General features: G+C 67.9%; 22 protein-coding genes and 1 tRNA gene. 8 read left to right on the top strand and 15 right to left on the bottom strand.

Going from position 1 to position 25,333, the window contains the following annotated elements:
• Window positions 1-19: 19 nt before the first annotated feature.
• Window positions 20-2,593 (top strand): cyanophycin synthetase, encoded by a 2,574-nt coding sequence (cphA, locus tag AB4Z48_RS03815; protein ID WP_441612538.1) that lies wholly within the window; start codon window positions 20-22, stop codon window positions 2,591-2,593.
• 136 nt (window positions 2,594-2,729) lie between these two features.
• Here the strand turns inward: cphA and AB4Z48_RS03820 are convergent, their stop codons facing one another.
• The 4 genes from AB4Z48_RS03820 to AB4Z48_RS03835 all read right to left on the bottom strand — a co-directional run bounded on the left by AB4Z48_RS03820 (window position 2,730) and on the right by AB4Z48_RS03835 (window position 6,835).
• Window positions 2,730-3,338: an amino acid ABC transporter permease gene (locus AB4Z48_RS03820; protein WP_441612539.1), complete on the bottom strand. Its 609-nt coding sequence runs from the start codon at window positions 3,336-3,338 to the stop codon at window positions 2,730-2,732.
• Between the two features lie 77 nt (window positions 3,339-3,415).
• Entirely contained in the window at window positions 3,416-4,213 is a 798-nt protein-coding gene (locus tag AB4Z48_RS03825) for a transporter substrate-binding domain-containing protein (protein WP_441612540.1), read from the bottom strand.
• Between the two features lie 268 nt (window positions 4,214-4,481).
• The gene (locus AB4Z48_RS03830) at window positions 4,482-5,402 is read right to left on the bottom strand and encodes a glutamate/aspartate ABC transporter substrate-binding protein (protein WP_441612541.1); all 921 of its coding nucleotides are present in this window, start codon (window positions 5,400-5,402) and stop codon (window positions 4,482-4,484) included.
• A 167-nt stretch (window positions 5,403-5,569) separates the two neighbouring features.
• The gene (locus AB4Z48_RS03835) at window positions 5,570-6,835 is read right to left on the bottom strand and encodes a D-amino acid dehydrogenase (protein ID WP_441612542.1); all 1,266 of its coding nucleotides are present in this window, start codon (window positions 6,833-6,835) and stop codon (window positions 5,570-5,572) included.
• 130 nt (window positions 6,836-6,965) lie between these two features.
• Between AB4Z48_RS03835 and AB4Z48_RS03840 the strand changes: the two genes are divergently transcribed.
• Window positions 6,966-7,919 carry a LysR family transcriptional regulator gene (locus tag AB4Z48_RS03840; protein ID WP_441612728.1) on the top strand — a complete coding sequence of 318 codons (954 nt, stop codon included), beginning with the start codon at window positions 6,966-6,968 and terminating at the stop codon, window positions 7,917-7,919.
• A 91-nt stretch (window positions 7,920-8,010) separates the two neighbouring features.
• On the top strand, window positions 8,011-9,324 hold the full coding sequence (locus tag AB4Z48_RS03845) for a hemolysin family protein (RefSeq protein ID WP_441612543.1): 1,314 nt from the start codon (window positions 8,011-8,013) through the stop codon (window positions 9,322-9,324).
• Here the strand turns inward: AB4Z48_RS03845 and AB4Z48_RS03850 are convergent.
• The 5 genes from AB4Z48_RS03850 to AB4Z48_RS03870 form a co-directional block, all read right to left on the bottom strand.
• On the bottom strand, window positions 9,218-10,288 hold the full coding sequence (locus AB4Z48_RS03850) for a phosphatase PAP2 family protein (RefSeq protein ID WP_441612544.1): 1,071 nt from the start codon (window positions 10,286-10,288) through the stop codon (window positions 9,218-9,220). The genes AB4Z48_RS03845 and AB4Z48_RS03850 overlap by 107 nt on opposite strands.
• Window positions 10,289-10,305: 17 nt before the next feature.
• A complete protein-coding gene (locus AB4Z48_RS03855) occupies window positions 10,306-11,169 on the bottom strand; it encodes a DUF1653 domain-containing protein (RefSeq protein ID WP_441612545.1) in 864 nt (287 codons plus the stop codon).
• Window positions 11,170-11,318: 149 nt separating this feature from the next.
• Window positions 11,319-11,408, bottom strand: a tRNA-Ser gene (locus tag AB4Z48_RS03860).
• Between the two features lie 80 nt (window positions 11,409-11,488).
• On the bottom strand, window positions 11,489-12,802 hold the full coding sequence (gene serS / locus AB4Z48_RS03865; protein ID WP_441612546.1) for a serine--tRNA ligase: 1,314 nt from the start codon (window positions 12,800-12,802) through the stop codon (window positions 11,489-11,491).
• A 156-nt stretch (window positions 12,803-12,958) separates the two neighbouring features.
• Window positions 12,959-14,314, bottom strand: a complete 1,356-nt coding sequence (locus tag AB4Z48_RS03870) for a replication-associated recombination protein A (RefSeq protein WP_441612547.1) — start codon at window positions 14,312-14,314, stop codon at window positions 12,959-12,961.
• Window positions 14,315-14,787: 473 nt separating this feature from the next.
• Here AB4Z48_RS03870 and AB4Z48_RS03875 point away from each other — a divergent pair, with 473 nt between their 5' ends.
• Window positions 14,788-15,459, top strand: a complete 672-nt coding sequence (locus AB4Z48_RS03875; protein WP_441612548.1) for a hypothetical protein — start codon at window positions 14,788-14,790, stop codon at window positions 15,457-15,459.
• A gap of 53 nt (window positions 15,460-15,512) precedes the next feature.
• Here the strand turns inward: AB4Z48_RS03875 and AB4Z48_RS03880 are convergent, their stop codons facing one another.
• From AB4Z48_RS03880 to AB4Z48_RS03890, 3 genes are all read right to left on the bottom strand, one after another.
• Complete coding sequence (locus AB4Z48_RS03880; protein ID WP_441612549.1) at window positions 15,513-15,935, bottom strand: hypothetical protein; 423 nt, start codon at window positions 15,933-15,935, stop codon at window positions 15,513-15,515.
• Between the two features lie 8 nt (window positions 15,936-15,943).
• Window positions 15,944-16,579, bottom strand: a complete 636-nt coding sequence (lolA, locus tag AB4Z48_RS03885; RefSeq protein ID WP_441612551.1) for an outer membrane lipoprotein chaperone LolA — start codon at window positions 16,577-16,579, stop codon at window positions 15,944-15,946.
• 147 nt (window positions 16,580-16,726) lie between these two features.
• On the bottom strand, window positions 16,727-19,054 hold the full coding sequence (locus AB4Z48_RS03890) for a DNA translocase FtsK (protein WP_441612552.1): 2,328 nt from the start codon (window positions 19,052-19,054) through the stop codon (window positions 16,727-16,729).
• A 169-nt stretch (window positions 19,055-19,223) separates the two neighbouring features.
• Between AB4Z48_RS03890 and trxB the strand changes: the two genes are divergently transcribed.
• From trxB to AB4Z48_RS03905, 3 genes are all read left to right on the top strand, one after another.
• Complete coding sequence (gene trxB, locus AB4Z48_RS03895) at window positions 19,224-20,171, top strand: thioredoxin-disulfide reductase (RefSeq protein WP_441612553.1); 948 nt, start codon at window positions 19,224-19,226, stop codon at window positions 20,169-20,171.
• Window positions 20,172-20,293: 122 nt separating this feature from the next.
• Window positions 20,294-20,968 (top strand): Smr/MutS family protein, encoded by a 675-nt coding sequence (locus AB4Z48_RS03900; protein WP_441612554.1) that lies wholly within the window; start codon window positions 20,294-20,296, stop codon window positions 20,966-20,968.
• Between the two features lie 13 nt (window positions 20,969-20,981).
• Window positions 20,982-21,623 (top strand): trimeric intracellular cation channel family protein, encoded by a 642-nt coding sequence (locus AB4Z48_RS03905; RefSeq protein WP_441612555.1) that lies wholly within the window; start codon window positions 20,982-20,984, stop codon window positions 21,621-21,623.
• Between the two features lie 437 nt (window positions 21,624-22,060).
• Here AB4Z48_RS03905 and glnK read toward each other — a convergent pair whose 3' ends face one another.
• Entirely contained in the window at window positions 22,061-22,399 is a 339-nt protein-coding gene (glnK, locus tag AB4Z48_RS03910) for a P-II family nitrogen regulator (protein ID WP_006162803.1), read from the bottom strand.
• Between the two features lie 192 nt (window positions 22,400-22,591).
• On the opposite strand from glnK, the gene AB4Z48_RS03915 reads away from it, so the two are divergent.
• Window positions 22,592-23,863, top strand: a complete 1,272-nt coding sequence (locus AB4Z48_RS03915) for a GNAT family N-acetyltransferase (protein WP_441612556.1) — start codon at window positions 22,592-22,594, stop codon at window positions 23,861-23,863.
• Window positions 23,864-23,875: 12 nt separating this feature from the next.
• Here AB4Z48_RS03915 and AB4Z48_RS03920 read toward each other — a convergent pair whose 3' ends face one another.
• Window positions 23,876-24,457 (bottom strand): cytochrome b, encoded by a 582-nt coding sequence (locus tag AB4Z48_RS03920; protein ID WP_441612557.1) that lies wholly within the window; start codon window positions 24,455-24,457, stop codon window positions 23,876-23,878.
• Window positions 24,458-24,625: 168 nt separating this feature from the next.
• The gene (gene ppa, locus AB4Z48_RS03925; protein ID WP_017228479.1) at window positions 24,626-25,153 is read right to left on the bottom strand and encodes an inorganic diphosphatase; all 528 of its coding nucleotides are present in this window, start codon (window positions 25,151-25,153) and stop codon (window positions 24,626-24,628) included.
• Window positions 25,154-25,333: the final 180 nt, after the last annotated feature.

Raw genomic sequence — 25,333 nt, forward strand, 5'->3', positions numbered from 1 at the left:
CCAAGAGGAAACTGATTTCATGGAAGTCTCACGTATCCGGGCCCTGCGCGGCCCCAACCTGTGGTGCCGCCACACCGCCATCGAAGCCATCGTTTCGTGTTCGGACGAGGCCCACACCCTGGCCCAGCTGCCTGGCTTCGAAGAGCGCCTGCGCGCGCGCTTTCCCGAAGTCGGTCCGCTGCGGCCCGACGACAACGAAGGCGTGGTGTCGCTGGCGCACGCGCTCGAATGCGCGGCGATGCGCCTGCAGGCCGAAGCCGGCTGCCCGGTCAGCTTCAGCCGCACCGCGCCCACGGTCGAACCCGGCACCTACCAGGTGGTGGTCCAGTACAGCGAGGAAGAAGTCGGCCGGCTCGCGCTGGAACTGGCCGCCACGCTGTGCCGCGCCGCGCGCGACGACATGCCCTTCGACCTTGCCGATGCGCTGCATCGCCTGCGCGAGCTCGACGAGGATGTGCGCCTGGGGCCGAGCACCGGCTCCATCGTCTATGCCGGCGTGGCTCGCGGCATCCCTTACCGCCGCCTGACCCAGGGCAGCATGGTGCAGTTCGGCTGGGGCAGCAAGCAGCGCCGCATCCAGGCTGCCGAGACCGACATGACCAGCGCGGTCTCGGAATCGATCGCGCAGGACAAGGACCTCACCAAGACCCTGCTGCACGCCGCCGGCGTGCCGGTGCCGCTGGGCCGCACCGTGACGGATGCCGACGAAGCCTGGGCCGCGGCCCAGGAAATCAACGCGCCGGTGGTGGTCAAGCCCCGCGACGGCAACCAGGGCAAGGGCGTGGCCGTGCGCATCCGCACCCGCGAGGAAGTCACCGCTGCCTTCGAGGTTGCCGCCGACATCAGCTCCGACGTGATCGTCGAGCGCTATATCCCCGGTCACGACTTCCGCCTGCTGGTGGTCGGCAAGCACCTGGTTGCCGCCGCCCGCCGCGATCCGCCGCAGGTCACCGGCGACGGCAGGCACACCGTGCGCGAACTGGTCGACGAGGTCAACCGCGACCCGCGCCGCGGCGAGGGCCACGCCACCTCGCTGACCAAGATCCGTTTCGACGATATCGCGCTGGCTACGCTGGCCAAGCAAAACCTGACCGCCGACTCGGTGCCGGCCAAGGGCACCCGCGTGGTCCTGCGCAACAACGCCAACCTGTCCACCGGCGGTAGCGCCACCGACGTCACCGACGACGTGCACCCCGACATGGCCGCGCGCGCCGTGGCCGCGGCGCAGATGGTCGGGCTCGATATCTGCGGCGTCGACGCAGTCTGCGAAACCGTGCTCAAGCCGTTCGAGGAACAGGCCGGCGGCATCGTCGAGGTCAACGCCGCGCCGGGCCTGCGCATGCACCTGCAGCCGTCCTACGGCAAAGGCCGCGCGGTTGGCGAAGCCATCATCTCCACCATGTTCGCCGACGGCGACGACGGCCGCATCCCGGTGGTGGCGGTGTCGGGCACCAATGGCAAGACCACCACGGTCCGCCTGATCACCCACCTGCTCGCCTCCAGCGGCCTGCGCATGGGCATGACGGGCACCGACGGCGTCTATATCAGGGGCGAGCGCATCGACACCGGTGACTGCAGCGGCCCGCGCAGCGCGCGCAATGTGCTGATGCACCCGGACGTGGACGCCGCCGTGTTCGAGACCGCGCGCGGCGGCCTGCTGCGCGAAGGCCTGGCCTTCGACCGCTGCGACGTCGCCGTGGTCACCAATGTGGGCGAAGGCGATCACCTCGGCCTGTCCTACATCAGCACCGTGGAAGACCTGGCCGTGCTCAAGAGCGTCATCGTGCAGAACGTGGCGCCGCACGGCATGGCCGTGCTCAACGCGGCCGATCCCATGGTGGTGCGCATGGCCGATGCCTGCCCCGGCTCCGTGACCTTCTTCACCGCCGACACGAACAACCCCGTGATGGCCACGCACCGCGCGCAAGGCAAGCGTGTGGTGTTCGTCGAGGACGGCCATATCGTGGCCGCCGAGGGCGACACCCAGGTCCGCCTCGCGCTGTCCTCCATCCCGCTCACGCGCGGCGGCGCCATCGGCTTCCAGGTCGAGAACGCCATGTCGGCCACCGCGGCGGCATGGGCGCTCGGCATCGACTGGGAAGTGATCCGCCGTGGCCTGGCCACCTTCGTCAACGATGCGGCCACCGCCCCGGGGCGCTTCAATGTGTTCGACTACAAGGGCGCCACCCTGATCGCCGACTACGGCCACAACCCGGACGCCATCCAGGCCCTGTGCGACGCCATCGAAGGCATGCCGGCCAAGCGCCGCTCGGTGGTGATCAGCGGCGCCGGCGACCGCCGCGACGTCGACATCCGCCGCCAGACCGAAATCCTCGGCGGCGTGTTCGACCAGGTGGTGCTGTACCAGGACCAGTGCCAGCGCGGGCGGGAAGACGGCGAAGTGCTGGCCTTGCTGCGCGAAGGCCTGGAGGGCGCAAAGCGCGCCAGCGCGGTGCAAGAGATCCGGGGGGAATTCCTCGCCATCGATACCGCCCTGGAGCACCTGCAGCCCGGCGACCTGTGCCTGATCCTGGTGGACCAGGTGGAAGAGGCGCTTGACCATATCGCCAAGCGCATCGGCGAAGCGGCGTAGGGTGCACGGCACGCCTGCCCCTCTTTCATGAAATGGGAGAGGGGGAGAAAAACTTGCCTTCCGTGTTCCGTGGTATCGCCGGCAAAGAAAAAGCCAGCCTTCGGGCTGGCTTTTTCTTTGCCCGGGCAGTCAGCGCCTAGTGCCGCCCCGGCAGCGACAAGCGCCGCTCCAGCACCCGCTGCACCTGCGACAGCGCCGTGCTGAGCACCCAGTAGATGGCCGCCACCGCAAGATAGAGCGGCAGTGGCTGGTAAGTGGCCGCGATCACTTCCTGCGCGGTACGCAGCAACTCGGTCACCGTGATCACCGACACCAGCGAGGTGTCCTTGATCAGGCTGATCAGGCTGTTCGACAAGCTGGGCACGGCCAGCCGCAGGGCCTGCGGGCCCACCACGTAGCGCAGCGTCTGGCCCTGCGTCAGGCCCAGGCTGTAGGCCGCCAGCCACTGGCCGCGCGGGATCCCCTGGATGGCGCCGCGCATGCTCTCGGAAAGATACGCGCCCACGTTCAGGCTGAGCGTGAGCACGCCTGCCGGTGTCGGCTCCAGCGCGATGCCGATGCCGGGCAGCCCGTAGTACACCACGAAGATCTGTACCAGCAGCGGCGTGCCGCGCATCAGGCTGACATAGGTGCGCGCGATCGCGCGCGGCACGGCCCGGTGGCTGATGCCCATCAGCGCCACCACGATGCCGATCACCAGCCCGAAGGCCATCGACGACAGCGCGAACTTGATGGTGAGCAGCATGCCCTACATCAGCACTGGCAGCGAATCGACGACGAGCTGGAGAGCGGACATGAACTAAGGCAGGAGGTGCCGCCCGCTTACTTGACTGGCTTGGTCACGTCGCTGCCGAACCACTTCGCCGACAGCTTGCCGAGCGAGCCGTCCTTGCGCATGTCGTCGAGCGCGCGGTCGATGGCCTGCGCGAACCTGGGATTGTCCTTGCGGAAGGGGATCGCCACCTCGGAACTGCCGCCTTCGACGATGGCGCCGGGCCGCAGCGGCAGGTTGGAGGTCTTGATCAGGTAGCCGATCATCAGGCGGTCGTTGAGCGCCGCGTCCACGCGCTGCGAGGCCAGGTCGCGCAGGTACTCGGGCGCGCCGGGATAGGTCTTGACGTCGATGCCGGCCACCGACTTGGCCAGCTCGTTGTAGTTGCTGCCCAGGCTCACGCCCAGCTTCTTGCCCTTGAGGTCGTCCAGGGACTTGAACTGGCGCTTGTCGTCCTTGCGCTGGATCAGCTGCGCCGCCGAGTAGACGTAGGGCGTGGAAAAGTCCAGCACCTGCTTGCGCGCCGGTGTCACCGCGACCTGGTTGACGATGACATCGAACTTGCCGGCCTGCAGCCCGGCAATGATTCCGCTCCACTCGGTGGTGACGAACTCCGGCTTGACGCCCAGCTTGGTCGCCACGCCCTTCGCCACGTCGACGTCGAAGCCTTCGAGCTGGTTGCTGGTGCCGCGGTAGTTGAAGGGCGGATAGGTGCCCTCGAGCCCGATCCTCAGCACGCCGGCCTGCTTCACGGTGTCGAGCAGGTCGGCGGCCTGGGCGGCGGCGCCGGTCGCCAGCAGCGCGGCGGCGAACAATGCCCGCAGGCAGCCGGTACGAAGTGATCGCATAAAATCTCCAGTCAGAACAGGCAGCGCGCAACCGGAGCCCGCGCCACCCGCGGCGAATACCGTCCGCCCTTGCATGCCGGCCGCGATTGCGGCCCACATAGGAGCGTAGTCCGGCTTGGAGCCTACCGCAACTCCGCGCCGCTCAGCAATAACGATTCGCCCTGCCTGTCCTTGCCTTCGTCCTTGCCTTCGTCCCTGCCTTCATCCCCGCCTTGGTCCGCGCCTTGGTCCGTGCCCTCCGCCCTGCCCTCTTCGCCCGGACGCCCGCTTACTGGAACGCCTTGTCGTTCGGATGGGCGTACAGATCCTTCATGTCGGCGGACAGCGGGTAGTTGAGGTTGATATTGCGCGGCGGAATCGGCGACTGGAACCACTTCTTGTAGAGCTGCTCGGCACGCCCGCTGGTCATCAGCCCGGCGATCACGTCGTCGGCCAGCTTCTTGAAGGAAGGATCGTCCTTGCGGAACATGCAGGCGTAGTTCTCGGTCTGCAGCGGCGTGCCAACCACGGTCCAGTCGCCGGCGCTCTTGGCCTTGGTCAGCTCGCCGTAGAGCAGCGGCTCGTCCATGACGAAGGCCACCGCGCGGCCGCTTTCCAGGATCAGGAAGGACTGGCCATGGTCCTTGGTGCTGATCAGGTTCATGTTCATGGCCTTCTCGCCGTTCATCTTGACCAGCAGGCGCTCGTCGGTGGTGCCCGCGGTGGTCACCACGTTGCGGTCCTTCAGATCGGGGAAGTCCTTCACGCCCGAGTCCTTCCTGGTCAGCATGCGCAGGCCATAGACGAACAGGCTGTTGGAAAACGCCACCTGCTTCTGCCGCTCGATATTGTTGGTGGTGGTGCCACACTCGATATCGATGGTGCCGTTCTGCATCAGCGAGATGCGGTTCTGCGAGGTGATCGGGATCAGCTTGACCTGCAGGCCAGGCATCTGCAGCTGGGCTTTTACCTTGTCGACGATCTGCAGCAGGATCTCGTGCGAATAGCCCATCACGTCCTTGCCGTTCGTATAGGAGAACGGGATCGACGACTCGCGGTAGCCCAGCGAGATCACGCCGGTGTCCTTGATCTTGCGCAGCGTGTCGCCGTCGTCGGCGCTGGCCGCGCCGGCGGCGCCCGCGAGCATGGCGGCCGCCAGCAGGCAGCGGGAAATCCTGTTCAGGCGGGGCAGGCGTGCGTGCAGTTTCATCTCGTTTTTCTCCTTGGGTTGAAGGGACGGCTCGTGTCGTTGCCAGGCCGCTTGCCGGCCTGTGCTGCGGTACTTCTGCGCGATTTGCTGCGCCATGGCCGCGCGGCTATATGACTACGCGGCGCAATGTCTGTGCAACTGTGATCTACCCTCGATGCCCGGCCGGCTCACGCCAGCACCGCGCTGAAATCCCCGGCCTCGACCGCCGGCTTGCGCCCGGCAAGGAGGTCGGCCAGCAGGCCCGCGCTGCCCATCGCCAGCGTGAAGCCCAGCGCGCCGTGGCCAATGTTGAGCCACAGCCCGCGCAGGCGCGACTGCCCCACCAGCGGCAACCCGCTCGGCGTGGCCGGGCGCAGTCCGGTCCATGGCTGCAGCAGCTCCGGCATCGCCGCGTCCCGCGCCATGCCGCCGAACAGCGCGCCGGTCTCGCCGGCCAGCGTGGCAATGCGACTGCGATCGATGACGGTATCCCCGCGCACCAGGTCGGCCATGCCCGCCACGCGCAGCGTATTGCCGATACGGGCATAGACGATCTTGCGCGCGAAGTCCGTGATGCTGATGTGCGGCGCGGTGGCGCCGTCGCGGATCGGCACGGTGATGCTGTAGCCCTTGAGCGGCCACAGCGGCGCACGCAGTCCCAGCGGGCGCAGCAGCGCCACGCTGCCCATGCCGCCGGCCACCACCACCGCGTCGGCCTGCTCGATGCCGTTGCCGGTGCGCACGCCGATGACGCGCTCGCCCTGGCGCTCGATGCCCTGCACATCGGTACCGAAGCGCAGCGACACGCCGGGACGGTCTCGCAGCAACCATGCCAGCGACAGGCAGAAGCGATGGCAATCGGCCACCTCCTCGCTGGGCGTGTAGATGGCGCCGGCGATGTCGCCGCGGATGCCGGCCAGCGCCGGCTCCAGCGCCACCGTGGCATCGCGGTCCAGCGCCTGCTGTTCGCAGCCCAGGCTGGCCTGGTAGTCGAGCAGGCGGCAGGCCGCGTCAAAGCTGGCGGCTTCGCGGTGCACGATCAGCTTGCCGCGCCGCGCGAAGCCGAAGTCCGCCGGCTCGCTGTCGACGAAAGCCTGCATCAGGTCGCGCGAGTAGAAGGCCAGCCGCAGCAGCTTGCGCGTGGTGGCTTCGCTGGTGGCCGCGTTGCAGGCGCGCGCGAAGGCGACCAGCCAGCGCCATTGCGCCGGGTCCAGCGAAGGCCGGAAGCGCATCGGCGAATCGGCGCGCAGCAGCCAGCCCGGCACCTTGCCCAGCACACCCGGCCCGGCCAGCGGCGCCACATAGCTGTAGCTGAGCTGCCCGCCGTTGGCGAAGCTGGTTTCCTCGCCCGGGCCGGCGCACCGTTCGAGCACGCTCACTTCGTGCCCCTCGGCCGCCAGCCGCCAGGCCGTACTCATCCCCACCACCCCCGCGCCCACGATCACAACCTTCATTGCCTGCCTGCTCCGCTGCCGTCCGATCCGATGCGCGCAGCGTAGCCCAGCCCGGCCGGCTTGCCCAATGCGAATACGTGCCAGAATATGTCTTTAGGCTATGGGTGCTCCCAGGTACCCGTCCGTCCCGATGCGCCTGCGCCAGATCGAGGTCTTCCGCGCCGTCATGCTGACCGGCACCGTCAGCGAGGCAGCGCGCCTGCTGCACGTGTCCCAGCCCGTGGTGACGCGCGTGCTGCAGCACGCCGAGGCCACGCTCGGCTTCCGCCTGTTCGAGCGCATCAAGGGCCGGCTGCAGGCCACGCCGGAAGCCAATGCCCTCTACGGCGACGTCGAACGGCTCTACGGCGAGATCGAACGCGTGCGGCGCGTCTCGGAAAGCCTGCGCCACAAAGGTGCCGGCCGGCTGCGGGTGGCCGCCACGCCGAGCCTGGCCAACCCCTTGCTGGTGCCCGCCGTGCGCCGCTTCTGCGCGCGCCACCCGGACACGCAGGTGCAGGTGCTGACCCACCATACCGACGAGATCGTGCAAGGCTTGCTGGCCAACCAGATCGATCTGGGCTTCGCCTTCGCGCCGCCGCGCCACGAGGCCATCGCCAGCGAACCGGTGGCCAGCGGACAGATGCTGCTGGCGGTGCCGCGCGGCGAACCGCTGTCGACCCGCGCGCGGCGCGCCGACGTGCCGATGCAGCGACTGGTGGACCGTCCGTTCATCGCCTACGACGACAACAGCTCGCTCGGCCTGCTGGTGCGCCAGACGCTGGCGCGCAATGCGCTCGAGCCGCGTTCGATGCTGGAAGTCCAGACCTACTCGCTGGCGCTGGCGCTGGTCGATGCCGGCCTCGGCCTGACCTTGCTCGACCAGTACACGGCGCTTGGCGCCAATCCCGGACAGGTCTCGCTGCATGCGGTGAAGCCGGCGCTGGCGTTCGAGATCCAGGCGCTGCGCGCCAGCCACAGGGGCAGTTCCAGCCTGGCCGACGACATGTGCGCGCAGTTCGCCGACGCCGCACGGCAACTCGCGGCGACGCTGCCCGTGCGCCTGGAGGCGCCCGCGGTCAGCTTGGAGCATGTCCCGAAATAGCGCTTGCGCAAGCCGTGAAATTTGACAGCAATATGCGCCGTGCACCATTATCAGAGCGCCTGAGGCGCCCATCTGGTGCTTCCCGAGTCCTATGTTTGCCCTAATCCTGCTTCTGCTCATCCTGGTCAGCGCCTTCTTCTCGACTTCCGAGATCGCGCTGACCGCATCGCGCCGCACCAAGCTGCAGACGCTGTCCGAGCGCGGCGACCGCCGCGCCACCAAGATCATGCTGCTCAAGGAGGAGCCCGGCAATTTCTTCACCATCGTGCAGATCGGCGTCAACAGCGTGGCCATCCTCGCCGGTATCGTCGGCGAGAAGCACGTGTCCGACCTGCTGCACTCGGCGCTGCTGCCCTACTTCGAGGCGCCGGTCGCCGGGCAGATCGCCAACGTCGGTTCCTTCCTGGTGGTCACGCTGCTGTTCATCCAGTTCGCCGACCTGATCCCCAAGCGTATCGCCATGAGCTTCCCCGAGCCCTGCGCGCTGCTGGTGATCGGGCCCATGCTGACCATGATCAAGATCTTCAAGCCGCTGGTCTGGGTGTTCAACGCCACGGCCGACGCCACCCTGCGCATGTTCGGCCTGCCCACCAAGCAGATCGACCAGATCACATCGGAAGACATCGCCGCCATGGTGGACGCCGGCGCGGAAGCCGGCGTGCTGCACAAGCACGAGATCCACCTGATCGAAAACGTGTTCGAACTGGACGCCAAGAACGTCACCGCGGTGATGACGCCGCGCGACGATGTGGTCTACATCGGCCTGGACGAGCCCGCCGACAGCCTGCGCCGCAAGCTAGTCAACCATCCGCATGCGCAGTACCCGGTGTGCGGGCACAACCTCGACGACGTGCTGGGCTACATCGATTCGAAGGACATCCTGCAGATGTTCCTGGCCGACGATTCCACCGGCGTGATCGGCAACATCGGCAATATCGGCAAGCACCACGACAAGAACGTGCTGGTGATCCCCGACACGCTGACCCTCACCGAGGCGCTCACGCGCTTTCGCGAGATGCACCAGAGCTTCGCGGTGGTGATGAACGAGTACGGGCTGGTGGTGGGCATCGTCACGCTGGACGATATCGTCGGCGCGCTGATGGGCAACATCATCTACTCGAGCGAAGACGAACAGATCGTGCGGCGCGACGACGGCTCGTGGCTGGTGGACGGCGTGACGCCGCTGGTGGACCTGAAGAAGGCGCTGGAGCTCGACGAGCTGCCCGGCGAGGACTATGTCGACACCGCCGCCGGGCTGGTAATCTACTCGCTCAAGCGCATCCCGAAGAAGTCGGAATTCATCGAGGTGGCGGGCTATCGCTTTGAAGTGCTGGACATCGACCATCACAAGATCGACCAGCTCCTGGTTTCGAAGCTGCCGCCGGCGGCGCCGTTCCAGCCGTGAGCGCGCGGCGGTAGCGCTCCACCGTCCCGGCGAGCTGGAACACCAGGATCCACGTCCCCACCACCAGCACCGCGGCCGCGGCGGCCGCGCCCAGGCGCAGCGGCGCCAGGCGCTCCGGCGCGTGCAGCGTCAGGTATGCGCAACCCAGCAGCACGATCCAGGCAAGACCCAGCGCGCAGCCGGCCAGCACGTCCGACAGCCAGTGCATGCCCAGGTACAGCCGCGACAGGCAGATCAGCGTCACCGCGACCGCCGTCAGCGCCACCACCGGCATGCGTATGCGCCACGGCTGGCGCAGGCACAGCAGGAAGGCCAGGAAGCCGTAGGTCACCATGCTGCTGGTGGCGTGGCCGCTGGGAAACGAAAACGACTCCAGGCCGCCGTAGATGCTGGCCGGGCGGCTGCGCTCCAGCACCAGCTTGAGCACCATCACGCAGGCGCGCGCGCCCACCAGCGCGCCCACCCAGTAAGCGGCGGCCACCCAGGCCCGACGCCACGCCAGCCATGCGAACACCGTCACCCCCACCGCCACGGAAACGCGCGCGCCGCCGAGCTCGGTGATGGCCACCATGGCCGTATCGAGCCAGTCCTGCTGCCACGCGCGCAACTGCGCGAACACGGCGTGGTCGAGCCGCACCAGCGGCGCGCCGTGCGCGATCGACGTGCCCAGCCACAGCAGCGCGGCGCCGCAGGCCAGCAGCAGCACGCCGGCCAGGACCAGCAGGAGCAGCTCGGCGATATCGCGCTCCAGCAGGCGCGCCACGCGCGGCCATGCGTGCGCGGATCGCGCGCGCAGCGCTTCGCGCCCGCGCAGGCGAGCGCCGTCGAGCCGGCGCACCAGCGGCCGGATCGCCAGCAGCAGGCCGCGCACCACGCACAGCGCCAGCAGCGCGAACACGGCCAGCAGGCCTACCACGCCCAGCGCGGTGCCCGGTGTCAGCCAGGGAGCAGGAGCGGCGACCATGGCAGCCTCCACCGGATTCAGCCCGCCGCGGCCATGCGCGCGATATTGGCGCGCGCGGGCGCCTCGCAATCGGCAAAGGCCGGGGTGAGGAAGAGGCGGTCGCGCCGGGCCATCGCCTGCAGGAAGGCAATGCGTCGCTGCAGGAACGCCGCATGCAAGGGCTCGCCGGACAAGCCGGAACGATTGGCCAGCAAGGCGCGGTTCTCCTCGAACACGGCGTCGGTATAGCCATCGAATTGCGGCTGCAGCGCGGCCAGGCGATGGAGGTCCAGGTCCAGCACGACCCCCGATTCCGGTACCGAGGCATGATGCCCGCAGGTATCCATCACGATGCGCGCGGCCAGCGCCATCGCCTGCGCCTCCACGCCGCTGGCCATGGTCTCGATCAGCGCCGCCGAGGCGGCCTCGTTGTGCTCGCATCCCGGCACATAGACCGCGTCATGGAACAGCACCGCCAGCGCCTGCGCAGGCGAGAGCGCGATACCGCGCGCCTGCGCCACCTCGAACATCTCGAGCACATGCCGGCGGTCGTGATAGCGACGATACGGGGCGTCGTAGCAGGCCAGCACCTGCAGCACCGCCGCGCGCGGCAGGAAATCCAGGCAGGCCAGCGCCACCGGCCAGTCCGGCGCGAAGCGCGGCTGCGTGCCTTGCGGCGTCGCCACGGCTTCGGTGAAGACGTCCAGCGGCCGCACCCACAATTCGGTGCGGTCGCGCATCGACTCGTACACCACCACGCGCGAGAGGTCCGATTCGATACGACCGAGCCCCGCGATGGCATAGGCGCCGCCCTTGTAATGGCGGTATGGCATGCCCGGCAGGAAGTCGTCGGGCGTGCCGGCGTGGGCGGGACTGGAAGATGGGGAAGCAGGCTGGGTCATGGAGAGGAGAGGCGGTCCGGTTCGGTGCAACGACATGATAGGGCATCGTTCGCGCGGCATCGCGCCCTGGCCTTCGCCGGAATGCCGGGCGCTGCCCCAAAGCAAAAACCCCACGATCCGGTGAGGAATCGTGGGGTTTTGCTTACTGCTGGCGGAGAGGGTGGGATTCGAACCCACGGTACCGTCGCCGGTACGCCTGATTTCGAGTCAGGTACATTCGACCACTCTGCCACCTCTCCGGTAACTTGGTCGCGTGTCGCGAAGAACAAGATTATAGGGTGAAGTCCATCACGACCGCAAGCCCTTTGCGCGAGAAAATTTACGCTTCGGGTTCGAGGCGCGTCAGGCCGCCCAGATACGGCTGCAGCGCGGCCGGCACCGTCAGCGAGCCATCGGCGTTCTGGTAGTTCTCCAGGATCGCCACCAGCGTGCGGCCCACGGCCAGGCCGGAGCCGTTGAGCGTGTGCAGCAGTTCCGGCTTGCCCTGCCCCGCGCGGAAGCGGGCCTGCATGCGGCGCGCCTGGAAGTCGCCCATGTTCGAGCAGGAGCTGATCTCGCGATAGGTGTTCTGCGCGGGGATCCACACCTCCAGGTCGTAGGTCTTGGTGCTGCCGAAGCCCATGTCGCCGGTGCACAGCACGATGGTGCGGTACGGCAGGTCGAGCTTCTTGAGGATGGCCTCGGCGTGGCCGGTGAGCTGCTCGAGCGCATCGAACGATTGCTCGGGCGTCACCACCTGCACAAGTTCCACCTTGTCGAACTGGTGCTGGCGGATCATGCCGCGCGTGTCGCGGCCGTAGGAGCCGGCTTCCGAGCGGAAGCAAGGCGTGTGGGCGACGAAGCGCAGCGGCAGATCGTCGCCGGCCACGATGGCGTCGCGCACGATATTGGTCAGCGGCACCTCGGCGGTGGGGATCAGGTAGAAGTTCTCGGTGCGCTCGCCACCTTCGCTGCTCTCGCCGCCAACCTTGCGCGGCACCTTGAACAGGTCTTCCTCGAACTTGGGCAACTGGCCGGTGCCGCGCATGGAGGCGGCATTGACGATGTACGGCACGTACATCTCGGTATAGCCGTGCTCGAGCGTGTGCGTGTCCAGCATCAGCTGCACCAGCGCACGGTGCATGCGCGCGACGCCGCCGCGCAGCATGGCGAAGCGCGAGCCGGTGACCTTGGTCGCGGTCTCGAAATCGAGCCCGAGGCGTTCGCCCACGTCGACATGGTCCTTCACCGCGAAATCGAAGCTGCGCGGCGTGCCGACACGGCGCACTTCCACGTTCTCGCTTTCGTCGCGGCCCACCGGCACGCTTTCGTGCGGCAGGTTGGGAATGGCCAGCATGAGCTCGGACAACTGGGCCTGGATCTCCTCCAGGCGCGCGGCCGAGGCCTTGAGCGCGTCGCCGATGCCGCCGACTTCCGCCATCACGGCCGAGGCGTCCTCGCCCTTGCCCTTGAGCATGCCGATCTGCTTGGACAGGCTGTTGCGGCGCGCCTGCAGTTCCTCGGTCTGGGTCTGCAGTTGCTTGCGCTCGGCTTCGAGTGCCTGGAAGGCCGCTACGTCGAGTTGGAAACCGCGTGCGGCAAGGCGTTGCGCCACGGCGTCGATGTCTTTGCGGAACAGCTGGATGTCTAGCATGTTGCTTGTGTGGAGGGTGCTGGGCCAGCGACATGCCGGCGGACCCGCCATTTTACTGCACCGGCCGGGCGGCACGCCGATCCGGCCGGCGCGGAACAGGCCGGCCGCACGGCCGCTGTTCCGCGGGACAGCCGGCCCGGTGCCGGCGCCGACGCCTTACTGCGCCCCGCCGTCGCCGTCCTTGCCCTTGCCTTTGCCCTGCTGGCGCAGCCACTGCGCGTCCAGATCGCGCAGATGCCGCAGCTTGTCGGCGATCTTGCCCTCCAGCCCGCGCGGGGTGGGCTGGTACCAGCCCTGGCGCTTGAGGTCGTCCGGGAAATAATGTTCGCCGGCGGCGTAGGCCTCCGGCTCGTCATGCGCATAGCGGTAGGCGTGGCCGTGGCCGAGTTCCTTCATCAGCTTGGTCGGCGCGTTGCGCAGGTGCACCGGCACGCCGCGCGACTTGTCCTTGGCGACGAAGGCGCGCGCCGCGTTGTAGGCGTTGTAGCCCGCATTGGACTTCGGCGCCACCGCCAGGTACACCAGGGCCTGGGCCAGCGCGAGCTCCCCTTCGGGCGAACCCAGGCGCTCGTAGGTCTCGGCCGCGTCGAGCGTGATGCGGGCGGCACGCGGATCGGCCAGGCCGATGTCTTCCCATGCCATGCGCACGATGCGGCGGGCGAGATAACGCGGGTCCGCGCCGCCGTCGAGCATGCGGCAGAACCAGTAGAGCGTGGCATCCGGATCGGAGCCGCGCACCGACTTGTGCAGCGCGCTGATCTGGTCGTAGAAGGCATCGCCGCCCTTGTCGAAGCGGCGCAGGTTTTCCGACAGGGCGCTGCCGAGCAGCGCAGTGTCGACGATGACGGCGCCGGCATTGCGCGCGGCGCGCGCCACGATCTCGATATTGTTGAGCAGCTTGCGGCCGTCGCCGTCGGCAGAAGCCACGGTCAGCGCCAGTGCCTCGTCCTCCCATTGCAGGCCACCCAGTTCCTCGCTGGCGCGCCGGGCCAGTTGCGTCAGCTCCGCATCGTCGAGGCTCTTGAGCACGTAGACGGCGGCGCGCGACAGCAAGGCGCCATTGACCTCGAACGAGGGGTTCTCGGTGGTGGCGCCGATAAAGGTGAACAGCCCGCTTTCCACGTGCGGCAGGAAGGCATCCTGCTGGCTCTTGTTGAAGCGGTGCACTTCGTCGACGAACACCAGCGTGCGGCGGCCGTGGGCACGGTATTGCTCGGCCCGCTCCACCGCCTCGCGGATATCCTTGACGCCGGACAGCACCGCCGACAGCGCGATGAACTCGGCGTCGAAGGCGGTGGCCATGAGCCGCGCCAGCGTGGTCTTGCCCACGCCGGGCGGACCCCACAGGATCATGGAATGCGGCTCGCCGGAGGCAAAGGCCACGCGCAGCGGCTTGCCGGCGCCCAGCAGGTGCTGCTGGCCGATGACCTCGTCGATATTGCGCGGGCGCAGGCGCTCGGCCAGCGGTTGCTGGGAACGGTCGGGAGCTTCGGAGAACAGCGTGTCCGCCACGGTAATCAGGCCTCATGGTCAGGGCGGGCGCGCACGGCGGGCCGCGGCGCCCCGGAACCCGACAGTGTAGACCATCGCGGCAGGCGGCCCGGGCGACCCCCCCTGGCGCAGCTCTCCGGGACGCCCTGGAACGCCCCACCTTGGCGCGCGCTCGTTGCGCACGAAGGCCTCCAGCACGCCGGCGCGCTCGCTGCCGACGCGCGTGCGCCAGGCGCTCACGGCGCCCGCCCGACAAGGGCATGGCATAGCCGATCGCCGTGAAGTTCGGCAGGTAGTCCCATGGCCGGGCGCTAAAGTCGGGGACCGCCGTGCCGATATTCCTTTAGCCCGAGGCCTCCCCTCTCGCACGCGCCGTTTTGCGCGTCAACCGGTCCCCGCCGCCACCGGCCCGCTTCGCGCCGCACCATGACCGTGCCGGGCGCAATCCTGCCCGGCGCGCGTTCCGCAGCGTTTTCTGGTCTCCAGGGAGTGTTATGCAGCTTCGTTACCGCATGCTCGTGTTCAAGCTGAGCCGGATGTCCGCGCATGAGCGGATCAGCGCAGTGGACGAGATCGCCCTCGCCGGCCAGATCGCCGAGCAGATCGAAAAGCCCGGCATGGTGGAACGCCTGGTGGCGGACCTGTTCGAGCACGGCAACGGCCACGTCAGGCGCATCGCGCTGAACGCGGTACGGCGTGCCCACGGCTACCGCCAGGCAGACCTGCGCCAGGCGCTGCTGCGCAAGTTGCGCGACCCCGAGCCGTGGCTGCGCCACGACGCGGCCTGGATACTGCACGAAGCGAAACTCGACAGCCCCGAGATCCGCGCCATGCTGCGCCAGCTGGCCGGCCCGGTGCAGCTGCCGTACGACCTGACGCGCGCGCGCGCCAATCCGGCCGACGCGCTGCTCCAGGCGCAGGTGCGCGCACGGCAGGCGCTCGACGAACTGCTGGCCAAGCACACGGCAGGCGGCGTGATTGCCAAACTGCCCTATGCCGACGGCACCGTTGGCCATATGCATGTGCGGCGGCGCGAGCAACTGAAGCTGATGTTCGAGCGCCACAAGGAACGCGGCGCCAAGCTGCGCTTCCGACCCGTGGAAGATGGCAAGGCAGCCGCGCCCGGCAGCACGAAGCCCAGGCCGAAGCCCGCGCCCAAGCCATGAAAAATGGCGGCTCGCGCCGCCATCTTCTGCCGCCGTGAGCCGCCCGCCCTGCCTCAGCCGCCGGCGCGCGCCGCCAGGGCTTTCATCGCATCGGCCGGCAACGGGCCATGGCAGGTCCGCTCGCCGCTGGCCTTGCTCACCACCAGCCACACCTTGTCCGGCGCGCCGGCCGGATGCAGCAGCCAGGCCGGACCGCGCCCGCTGCCGGTCGCCGGCAAGCCTTCCAGCACGCCGCTGCTGACCGATTGCAGCAGCACGGCGCAATCGTTGGCCGGCGCCTGCGTGGCGGAGAGGAAATCGGGGTTGGAGAGCACTTCGGGCAAGGCCGTGTCGGAGGCCCGCAGGAACGCATCGACATCGAAATGCTTGCTGGCGCCGCCAGGACCGGCGCAGGCCGCGAGCAGCATGGCCGCTGCCGCGCCGACGCTGGCGCCCGCGCGGCGCAGGGCCGGCCGGAAAGAAAGAACGGTATGCATGCGTCGCCTCATTGCTTCATCACATCGGCACCCTTGGGCACCGTGAACCGGAACGTATCGGCGGGCAGCGAGGGATTCTTCTGCATCGCGCTGAAGGTCAGCAGCGTGGTGTTGCCGAACGCGTCGCGCAGCTCCATCGCTTCCAGGTTGCCGCTCTTGAAGCCGATGCCGATGCGCTCGAACTGCGTGTCCTTGGCCTTCGGCGTCAGTTCGATCCACTCCACGCCGTCGCGCGCCGGACCGTTCTTCACCACGAAGTTCTTCTCCAGGTCATTGCTGCCGAACAGGATCGCCGCCGGGCTCGAGCCCAGCGCCCCGTCGAGCTTGCGCTCGGTGACCTGGTTCAGGTCCTTGTCGTAGATGTAGAGCGTCTGGCCATCGGCCTGCAGTAGCTGGTCGTAGGGCTTGATATAGCGCCACGTGAACTTGCCCGGGCGCGCGAAGGCGAAGGTGCCGCTGGAGGTGCCGGTGACCTTGAGGCTGTCGCCCTGCCCCTTGACCTGGCGCTGGGTGAATTCGCCGCGCGCGCTCTTGACGCTGGCGACGAAGCTCTGGAGCTGGTCGACGCCGGCCGCCATGGCCGCCGGCACTGCCAGCGACATGACCAAGGCGGCGCATGCCGACACGAGAAAGCGGTTTCGCATGTATTTGTCCTTGCTTGGTGGAGGTGCCGCCGCGCCGGGGCGACGGCGCCGCATGAACGGTTAGAGCGGCAGGCGCGGCGCGGATTCCGCAACCGGGTGCATCTTGCGTAACTGCATGTTACCCAAGTGCATATTACCCGCGCCGCCTCAGTCGTCTTCGCGCGCGGCCCCCGGCTGGGCCAGGATGTCCCGGTTGCCGTTGCCCGACATGGCCGAGACCAGCCCGGACTTCTCCATGTCCTCGAGCAGGCGGGCGGCGCGGTTGTAGCCGATGCGCAGGTGGCGCTGGACCAGCGAGATCGAGGCCCGGCGGTTCTTCAGCACCACTTCGACGGCCTGGTCGTAGAGCGGATCGGCTTCGCCGCCGCCACCGCCGATACCGGCGCCGCCACCCATGCTGTCGCCGCCGGCATCACCCTCGGCCAGCCCGCCTTCGAGGATGCCCTCGATATAGTTGGCTTCGCCGCCCTCCTTGAGCTTATCCACCACGCGGTGCACTTCTTCGTCGGAGACAAAGGCGCCGTGCACGCGGATCGGCAGCCCGGTGCCGGGCGCGAGGTACAGCATGTCACCCATGCCGAGCAGCGCCTCCGCGCCCTGCTGGTCGAGGATGGTGCGCGAATCGATCTTGCTGCTGACCTGGAAGGCGATGCGGGTCGGCACGTTGGCCTTGATCAGCCCGGTGATGACGTCCACGGACGGGCGCTGCGTGGCCAGCACCAGGTGGATGCCGGCGGCGCGCGCCTTCTGCGCGATGCGCGCGATCAGCTCTTCCACCTTCTTGCCCACCACCATCATCAGGTCGGCCAGCTCGTCGATGACGATGACGATGACCGGCAGCTTGTCGAGCGGCTCGGGCGCGTCCGGGGTCAGGCTGAACGGGTTGGGGATCTTCTCCTCGCGCGCGGCGGCTTCGTCGATCTTCTTGTTGTAGCCGGCCAGGTTGCGCACGCCGAGCTTGCTCATCAGCTTGTAGCGCCGCTCCATCTCGCCGACCGACCAGTTCAGCGCGTTGCCGGCCTGGCGCATGTCGGTGACCACCGGGCACAGCAAGTGCGGGATGCCCTCGTAGACGCTCATTTCAAGCATCTTGGGGTCGATCAGGATCAGCCGCACCGACTCGGCCTTGGCCTTGTACAGCAGCGACAGGATCATGGCGTTGATGCCGACCGACTTGCCCGAGCCCGTGGTGCCGGCCACCATGCAGTGCGGCATCTTGGCCAGGTCGGCCACCATCGGCTTGCCGGCGATGTCCTTGCCGAGCGCCATGGTCAGCATCGACGCGCTTTCGTTGTAGACCTGCGAGCCGAGGATCTCGGACAGCCGCACGGTCTGGCGCTTGGGATTGGGCAGCTCCAGCCCCATGTAGTTCTTGCCGGGAATGGTCTCGACCACGCGGATCGACACCAGCGACAGCGAACGCGCCAGGTCGCGCGCCAGGTTGACCACCTGGCTGCCCTTGACGCCGGTGGCCGGCTCGATCTCGTAGCGGGTGATGACCGGGCCCGGATAGGCCGCCACCACCTTGACCTCGACGCCGAAGTCCTTGAGCTTCTTCTCGATCAGGCGCGAGGTGAATTCGAGCGTTTCGGCGCTCACGGTTTCCTGGTGCGCCGGGATCGGGTCGAGCAGCGCCAGCGGCGGCAGGTCGGAGTCCTGGATATCGGCGAACAGCGGCTGCTGCTTTTCGCGCTCCACGCGCTCGTGCTTGGGCACGGCCTGCGGGCGCACGATCTGCACCGGCACCGCCTCCTCGATCTTGACCCGCTGCACTTCCACGGTCTCGGTGCGCTCGACCTTGGCGGCCTCGCCGATGATGCGGTCCTGCTTGCTTTCGCGGCGCGCCTTGAAACCGAGGAAGAGGTTCTCGACGAAGCCGCCGATATGCTCGGCCACCGACAGCCACGAGAAATGGAAGAACAGCGACAGGCCGATGGCCAGCGTCATCAGCAGCAGCAGCGTGGCGCCGGTGAAGCCCAGCGCCATCTGCATCCAGCCGCCCAGCAGGTCGCCCAGCACGCCGCCCGGGGCGCGCGGCAGCGCCGAGCGCAGCGGATACATGCGGATGGCCTCCAGCCCCATGCTGGCGGTCAGCGCCAGGCCGAAGCCGATCCAGCTCACCACCAGGCCCTGGCGCGCCTCGCTGGTGCGCTCGGGCAGCTCGGCGGTCAGGGCGCGCCAGCCGCGCCAGCAGCGCCGCACCAGCAGCACCGCCCACCAGTAGGCGGAAAAGCCGAAGACGAAGAACAGCACGTCGGCCAGCCAGGCGCCCACGCGGCCGCCCAGGTTGTGGATATCGGCTACCTGGTTGGCGTGCGACCAGCCGGGATCGGCCTTGCTGTAGCTGGCCAGGATGCAGACGAAGGCCAGTGTGACAGCCAGCAGCAGGAACCAGCGCACCTCGCCCAGCAGCTTGCCGATGCGCGAAGGCAGCGCGGATGGGTCGGTACGGGTGGTGGTGGTAGCTCGGGCCATGCCTGGTCTGGGTTGCCGTCTAAGGGTTGTCGTGGCGGCCATTTTAACCTTGGCCGGGGCTATCGCTCTCATTGGAATTTGCAACAGTGAGCAAACGCCGGTCCACTTATAATGCTGGTTTCGATTCATGCTGGTGCGCAGCAAGGTGCACCGGCCACAGGAAAGCATCATGGCCAAACACGCAAAAGTGCTGATTCTCGGTTCCGGCCCCGCCGGCTATACCGCCGCCGTCTACGCGGCCCGCGCCAACCTGCAGCCCGTGCTGATCACCGGCCTGGCCCAGGGCGGCCAGCTGATGACCACTACCGACGTGGAAAACTGGCCCGCCGACGCCAACGGCGTGCAAGGCCCGGAACTGATGCAGCGCTTCCTGGAGCATGCCGAGCGCTTCAACACCGAAATCATCTTCGATCACATCCACACGGCCAAGCTGACGGAGCGCCCGATCCGCCTGGTCGGCGATGCCGGCGAATACACTTGCGACTCGCTGATCATCGCCACCGGCGCCTCGGCCCAGTACCTTGGCCTGCCCTCCGAAGAGAGCTTCATGGGCCGCGGCGTGTCGGCCTGCGCCACCTGCGATGGTTTCTTCTACAAGAACCAGGAAGTCGCCGTGGTCGGCGGCGGCAACACCGCCGTGGAAGAAGCCCTCTACCTGTCGCATATCGCCAGCAAGGTCACCCTTCTGCACCGCCGCGACAAGTTCCGTGCCGAGCCGATCCTGGTCGACCGCCTGCGCCAGCGCGAGAAGGAAGGCCGTATCGAAATCCGCTACAACACCGTGCTGGACGAGGTGGTGGGCGATGATTCCGGCGTGACCGGCCTCAAGGTGCGCAGCACGCAGACCGACAAGGTGGAAGAGCTCAAGCTGGCGGGCGTGTTCATTGCCATCGGCCACAAGCCCAATACGGACCTGTTCGAAGGGCAGCTCGACATGCACAACGGCTACATCGTGACCAAGACCGGCCTGGCCGGCGATGCCACCGCCACCAGCATCCCGGGCGTGTTCGCCGCGGGCGACGTGCAGGATCACGTCTACCGCCAGGCCATCACCAGCGCCGGCACCGGCTGCATGGCGGCGCTCGACGCGCAGCGCTACGTGGAAGCGCTGCAGTAAGCTGCGCGCCGGCAGGCGCACCAGCAAGGGGGCGCCGGCGGCTTGCCGGCGCCCTTTTTCCGTTTACCCCGCCTCCCCTATAATCACCCCGAGACCAGCCCGAGCCTTCCGGAGAAGCCCCCATGCCGCATGGCGCCAAGAAACCCGCCAGCCAGCCCAAGCGTTTCGACCTGACCAACCTGTCCGGCCTGCGCGATTCCCTCAAGGCCGACACCGAGCGACGCGAAGCCGAGCGCCGCGAAGCCGAGGCAGCGGCGCAGCGCGCCCGCGAGGAGGCCGATGTGTTCCGCAGCAGCGTGGGCAACGTCAACACGCTGCGCGACCGCAACCGCGTCACGCCCGCGCCGAAGCATCCCGCGCCCGTGCCGGTGCAGACCCAGCTCGACGACAAGGCCGTGCTGGCCGCGTCGCTTTCCGACGAATTCGACGTCGAAAACCTGCTCGATACCGACGAGACGCTGTCGTTCCGCCGCCCCGGCATCGGCATCGACGTGGTAAAGAAGCTGCGCCGCGGAGAATGGGTGCCGCAGGACAAGATCGACCTGCACGGCCTGCGCAGCGACGAGGCGCGCGAGGCGCTGGCCGAGTTCGTGCGGCGCTCGGTCAAGCGTGGCGTGCGCTGCGTGCGCGTGATCCACGGCAAGGGCAACGGCTCGCCGGACAAGACCCCCGTGCTCAAGGGCAAGGTGCGCAGCTGGCTGGTGCAGAAGGAAGAAGTGCTGGCATTCGTGCAGGCGCGCGGCGCCGAAGGCGGTGCCGGCGCGCTGATGGTGCTGCTGCGCCAGCCGCACGCCTGATCGCGCGCGCACGATGCACCTGCCGCTCGATCTCCTGATGGGGCGGTTGCCCCTCATCCTGCATGTGATGGAAGTCACGGGCGTGCTGGCCTTCGCCATCTCCGGCGTGGTCGATGCGCGCAAGCAGCGCTTCGATGCCGTGGGCACCTTCGTGGTGGCGTTCGCCACGGCCTTCGGCGGCGGCACGGTGCGCGACGTGCTGCTCGACCGGCGGCCCTTCTACTGGGTCGACCACGAAGGCTACGTGATCCTGATCTTCCTGCTCTCGCTGAGCGCCTCGCTGGTGCTGCGGGTGGTCAGCCGCGTGGCCTCCGAGCGCACCATGATCACGGCCGACGCGATCGGCCTGGGGCTGTTCTCGGTCACCGGCACCTCGCTGGCGCTGGTGGCGCAGATGACCCCGACCGTCGCGGTCATGATGGGCATCATCTCTTCGGTGTTCGGCGGCGTGGTGCGCGACGTGCTGTGCAACGAGGTGCCGATGATCCTGCGCGACCGCTCGCCCTACGCCACCTGCGCCTTCGTGGGCTGCTGGGTCTATATCGGCCTGACCTGGCTGCGGGCCGACCAGGAAGTGGCGCTGCTGGCGGGCGCGATCACCATCACGGCGACGCGCCTGCTGTCGGTGCGCTTCGGCTGGAAGCTGCCGAGCTAAGGGGCGTCAACTTCGAACCGTGCCGGCCCGATGCGCCTGCGCCCCGCGGCCGGACTTAAACTGCTGACACCAGTGCACCGTCCACCACGCCCACCACGAAACCATGAGGGCGCTATGTCGTAGCGGCCAGCGCCGGTAACGGCAGATGCCCGAACAGGCAGTGCGCCCGCCATCATAGGCCTGACCCCGAAACCAACGACATCCGCAGATCAGTGGCCGCCCGCACCGGTACCGGCGGAACAAAGCAGAACCAAAGGCCCCACCCCGAAACCAGAAACACCAGAAACCCCAACGTTTCTGCCCCTGCCGGCAAGGCAGTCCGCTTTCTTGGCCTACTTTCTTTTCGGACAAAAGAAAGTAGGTCGCGCCGGGGGCGCGAAAGCCTTTGACTTTGAAGCACACACGCCAAAGACACCCTCGAGCTCAACCCCGTGAACTCAGACCGCGGCTTCGTCCTGCTCGCCGGTGCGGATGCGGATGACACGCTCGATCTCGGTCACGAAGATCTTGCCGTCGCCGATCTTGCCGGTGTGGGCGGCCTTGACGATGGCGTCCAGCACGGTGTCGAGCTGGTTCTCGGCCACCACCACCTCGATCTTGATCTTGGGCAGGAAGTCGACCACGTACTCGGCGCCACGGTACAGCTCCGTATGCCCCTTCTGGCGGCCAAAGCCTTTCACCTCGGTAACCGTCAGCCCGGTGACGCCCACGTCTGCCAGCGCCTCGCGCACTTCGTCCAGCTTGAACGGTTTGATGATGGCGGTAATCTGCTTCATGTTGGCCCCTTGTCTTGTCGTTGGTTAGTGAGAGATTCTAGCCCGGCGGCCGGGACGGGGGTGTTGGCTGGCGCACCACGGCGCTCCGGCCAACTCGCCCGGCCTTGCCGGCCACCCGCATGCCGCGCTGCACCACCCGCCCGTTTCCGGTAGACTCGGCCGGCAGGCAAAATGGTGAGTGAATCTAGCGCAATGCAGTCGGAATCTTGCAAGCCCGGCCCGGACCATCCCGCCGGCGGCGCCACGGGGGCGGCTTCGGCACAAGACGGACAGGAACCCAGGCGGACGGGGGATTATCGCACGCAGATCGTTTCCGATCTGGCGGAGATCCCGGCGGCCGAATGGGACCGCCTGGTATCCGCCCAGCCCGGCGCCACGCCGTTCCTGCGCCACGCCTTCCTGCATGCCCTGCACGCCAGCGGCAGCGCCTGCGACGAAACCGGCTGGAGCCCGCGCTACCTGACCCTGTGGGCGGCGCATGACGATGGTGGCAGCCAGGACGGCGAACGCCTCGCCGCCGCCATGCCGCTATACGCCAAGTCGCACTCTTATGGGGAATATGTGTTCGACTGGGCCTGGGCCGACGCCTACGCCCAGCACCGCCTGCCCTACTATCCCAAGCTGCTGTGCGCGATCCCGTTCACCCCGGTGCAGGGCGCGCGCCTGCTGGCGCGCGACGAAGGCGAGCGCCGCCTGCTGCTCCGGACGGCGCTGGCGCTGGCCGAGCAGAGCCAGCTGTCTTCGCTGCATGTGCTGTTCCCGGACGAGGACGAGGCCGCGCTGATGGACGGCGCCGGCATGCTGATGCGCCATGGCGTGCAGTTCCACTGGACCAACCCCGGCTACGAGAGCTTCGAGGCCTTCCTGGCCACGCTGTCGCAGAAGAAGCGCAAGAACATCCGCGCCGAGCGGCGCCGCGTGGCAGAGGCCGGCATCAGCCTGCACCAGCTGCGCGGCCACGAAATCGACGAACAGGCCTGGCGCTTCTTCCATCGCTGCTATCGCCAGACCTACCGCGAACACCATTCCACGCCCTACCTGAACCTGGACTTCTTCCTGCGCATCGGCGCGGCAATGCCGGAGAACCTGCTTCTGGTGATAGCCGAGCGCGAAGACAAGCCGATCGCCGCCTCGCTGGTGGTCTACGATGCCGACCCGGCCCGCAGCGCGCTGTTCGGGCGCTACTGGGGCGCGCTCGAACACCATCCCTGCCTGCATTTCGAAACCGCCTACTACCAGCCGCTGGAATTCTGCATCGCCGAAGGCATCCGCACCTTCGAGGGCGGCGCCCAGGGGGAGCACAAGATGGCGCGGGGCTTCCTGCCGGTGGCGACGCGCTCGGCCCACTGGCTGGCGCATCCGTCCTTTGCCGATGCGGTCGAGCGCTTCCTGGAGCGCGAGCGCCAGGGCATCGACGCCTATCTCGACGAACTCAACGACCGTACGCCGTTCGCCCGCGGCTGAGGCCGACGGGCGCTAGCGGGCCAGGCCTGCGCGCCTGCGCCACATACGCCGCAGCGTGTCGTCGCCGAGCATGTAATGGTGGAACAGCGCCGCCAGCGCATGCAGCCCGATCACGGTGTAGAAGGCGGTGCCGAGGGTCTCGTGGATCTCCTTGAACGTGCCCTTGAGGGCCGGATCCGGCGCGATCAGCGCAGGCACTTCCAGGCCCAGCGCCGGCAGCGCCAGCACGTGGCCGGCGGCATTGACCGTCAGCAGGCCTAGCAGCGGCTGCGCGAAGATAAACAGGTAGAGCACCAGGTGCATGGCGGCGCCCGCCAGCCGCATCCAGCGCGGGCCGGGTTCGGGTGCCGGCGCGCCGCGCAGCAGGCGCCACAGCAGGCGGGGAACAGCCAGCGCCAGCACCAGCACGCCGGCCCATTCGTGCGCTGCCATGGCCGCGAAGCGGGCGGCGCTGCCGCGTGCCGTGAAGCCCTTCAGCTCGATCGCAGCATAGGCGACGGCAATCAGCAGGAAGACAGCCCAGTGGAAGAACAGGGCAGGAGCGGCATAGCGCCGTGCCGCGGGCAACGCCGAGGTGGGGGAGATCGCGTTCATGGGACAAGGCTCCGTCTGGTATATGCCTGAAGCTTAACTTGGCGGCACCGAGCCGTACTTGGCCCTGATCAAGGCCACGGCGACAAAAAAACCCGCCGCAGCGGGTTGGGTCCGGTACCGGAAACGGCCATGCACGCATGGCCGCCGGTGCCGCGCCGGTGGCAGGGCTTACTTCTTGTAGTTCGCCACGCCGTCGGTGATTTCCTTGTGGGCTTCCTCGATGCCGGCCCAGCCTTCGACCTTGACCCACTTGCCGGCTTCGAGCGCCTTGTAGTTCTCAAAGAAGTGCTTGATCTGGTCCAGCAGGTTCTGCGGCACGTCCGACAGGCCCTTCATGAAGGCGGTGGCCGGCGACAGCTTGTCCAGGGGCACGGCGACCAGCTTGGCATCCACGCCGGACTCGTCGGTCATCTTCAGCATGCCCAGCGCGCGGCAGCGCACTACCGCGCCGGCCAGGATCGGGAACGGCGACAGCACCAGCACGTCGACGGGGTCGCCGTCGCCCGACAGGGTCTGGGGGATGAAGCCGTAGTTGGCCGGATAGCGCATGCCGGTGCCGATGAAACGGTCGACGAACAGCAGGCCGGTTTCCTTGTCGGCCTCGTACTTCACCGGATCGCTCTGGGCGGAGATCTCGATGATGACGTTGAAATCGTTGGGGATGTCCTTGCCCGGGGAGACGAGGTTGAAGCTCATGCGAGTTCTCCAGATGCCTGTGTTTGTGGATGGCGGGCATTATAACGGGTCAAAGCTGACCCGGAGCTGACCCGGCCCCGACGTCTTGCGCGCCGCGCGTGCCTTGCGCGTCTCGCGCGGTGAGTGATAATGGCGAATTGTCCGAACCACGCATCGACAGGCGCACCGCCAGCCACCCGG

Source organism: Cupriavidus sp. 2TAF22, from assembly GCF_052115045.1.
Taxonomy (GTDB): domain Bacteria; phylum Pseudomonadota; class Gammaproteobacteria; order Burkholderiales; family Burkholderiaceae; genus Cupriavidus.

Excerpts from the sequence above, each read along its gene's own strand:
- cphA (WP_441612538.1), top strand. The coding sequence starts at position 20 with ATGGAAGTCTCACGTATCCGGGCCCTGCGCGGCCCCAACCTGTGGTGC.
- AB4Z48_RS03820 (WP_441612539.1), bottom strand. The coding sequence starts at position 3,338 with ATGCTGCTCACCATCAAGTTCGCGCTGTCGTCGATGGCCTTCGGGCTG.
- AB4Z48_RS03825 (WP_441612540.1), bottom strand. The coding sequence starts at position 4,213 with ATGCGATCACTTCGTACCGGCTGCCTGCGGGCATTGTTCGCCGCCGCG.
- AB4Z48_RS03830 (WP_441612541.1), bottom strand. The coding sequence starts at position 5,402 with ATGAAACTGCACGCACGCCTGCCCCGCCTGAACAGGATTTCCCGCTGC.
- AB4Z48_RS03835 (WP_441612542.1), bottom strand. The coding sequence starts at position 6,835 with ATGAAGGTTGTGATCGTGGGCGCGGGGGTGGTGGGGATGAGTACGGCC.
- AB4Z48_RS03840 (WP_441612728.1), top strand. The coding sequence starts at position 6,966 with ATGCGCCTGCGCCAGATCGAGGTCTTCCGCGCCGTCATGCTGACCGGC.
- AB4Z48_RS03845 (WP_441612543.1), top strand. The coding sequence starts at position 8,011 with ATGTTTGCCCTAATCCTGCTTCTGCTCATCCTGGTCAGCGCCTTCTTC.
- AB4Z48_RS03850 (WP_441612544.1), bottom strand. The coding sequence starts at position 10,288 with ATGGTCGCCGCTCCTGCTCCCTGGCTGACACCGGGCACCGCGCTGGGC.
- AB4Z48_RS03855 (WP_441612545.1), bottom strand. The coding sequence starts at position 11,169 with ATGACCCAGCCTGCTTCCCCATCTTCCAGTCCCGCCCACGCCGGCACG.
- serS (WP_441612546.1), bottom strand. The coding sequence starts at position 12,802 with ATGCTAGACATCCAGCTGTTCCGCAAAGACATCGACGCCGTGGCGCAA.
- AB4Z48_RS03875 (WP_441612548.1), top strand. The coding sequence starts at position 14,788 with ATGCAGCTTCGTTACCGCATGCTCGTGTTCAAGCTGAGCCGGATGTCC.
- AB4Z48_RS03880 (WP_441612549.1), bottom strand. The coding sequence starts at position 15,935 with ATGCATACCGTTCTTTCTTTCCGGCCGGCCCTGCGCCGCGCGGGCGCC.
- lolA (WP_441612551.1), bottom strand. The coding sequence starts at position 16,579 with ATGCGAAACCGCTTTCTCGTGTCGGCATGCGCCGCCTTGGTCATGTCG.
- AB4Z48_RS03890 (WP_441612552.1), bottom strand. The coding sequence starts at position 19,054 with ATGGCCCGAGCTACCACCACCACCCGTACCGACCCATCCGCGCTGCCT.
- trxB (WP_441612553.1), top strand. The coding sequence starts at position 19,224 with ATGGCCAAACACGCAAAAGTGCTGATTCTCGGTTCCGGCCCCGCCGGC.
- AB4Z48_RS03900 (WP_441612554.1), top strand. The coding sequence starts at position 20,294 with ATGCCGCATGGCGCCAAGAAACCCGCCAGCCAGCCCAAGCGTTTCGAC.
- AB4Z48_RS03905 (WP_441612555.1), top strand. The coding sequence starts at position 20,982 with ATGCACCTGCCGCTCGATCTCCTGATGGGGCGGTTGCCCCTCATCCTG.
- glnK (WP_006162803.1), bottom strand. The coding sequence starts at position 22,399 with ATGAAGCAGATTACCGCCATCATCAAACCGTTCAAGCTGGACGAAGTG.
- AB4Z48_RS03915 (WP_441612556.1), top strand. The coding sequence starts at position 22,592 with ATGCAGTCGGAATCTTGCAAGCCCGGCCCGGACCATCCCGCCGGCGGC.
- AB4Z48_RS03920 (WP_441612557.1), bottom strand. The coding sequence starts at position 24,457 with ATGAACGCGATCTCCCCCACCTCGGCGTTGCCCGCGGCACGGCGCTAT.
- ppa (WP_017228479.1), bottom strand. The coding sequence starts at position 25,153 with ATGAGCTTCAACCTCGTCTCCCCGGGCAAGGACATCCCCAACGATTTC.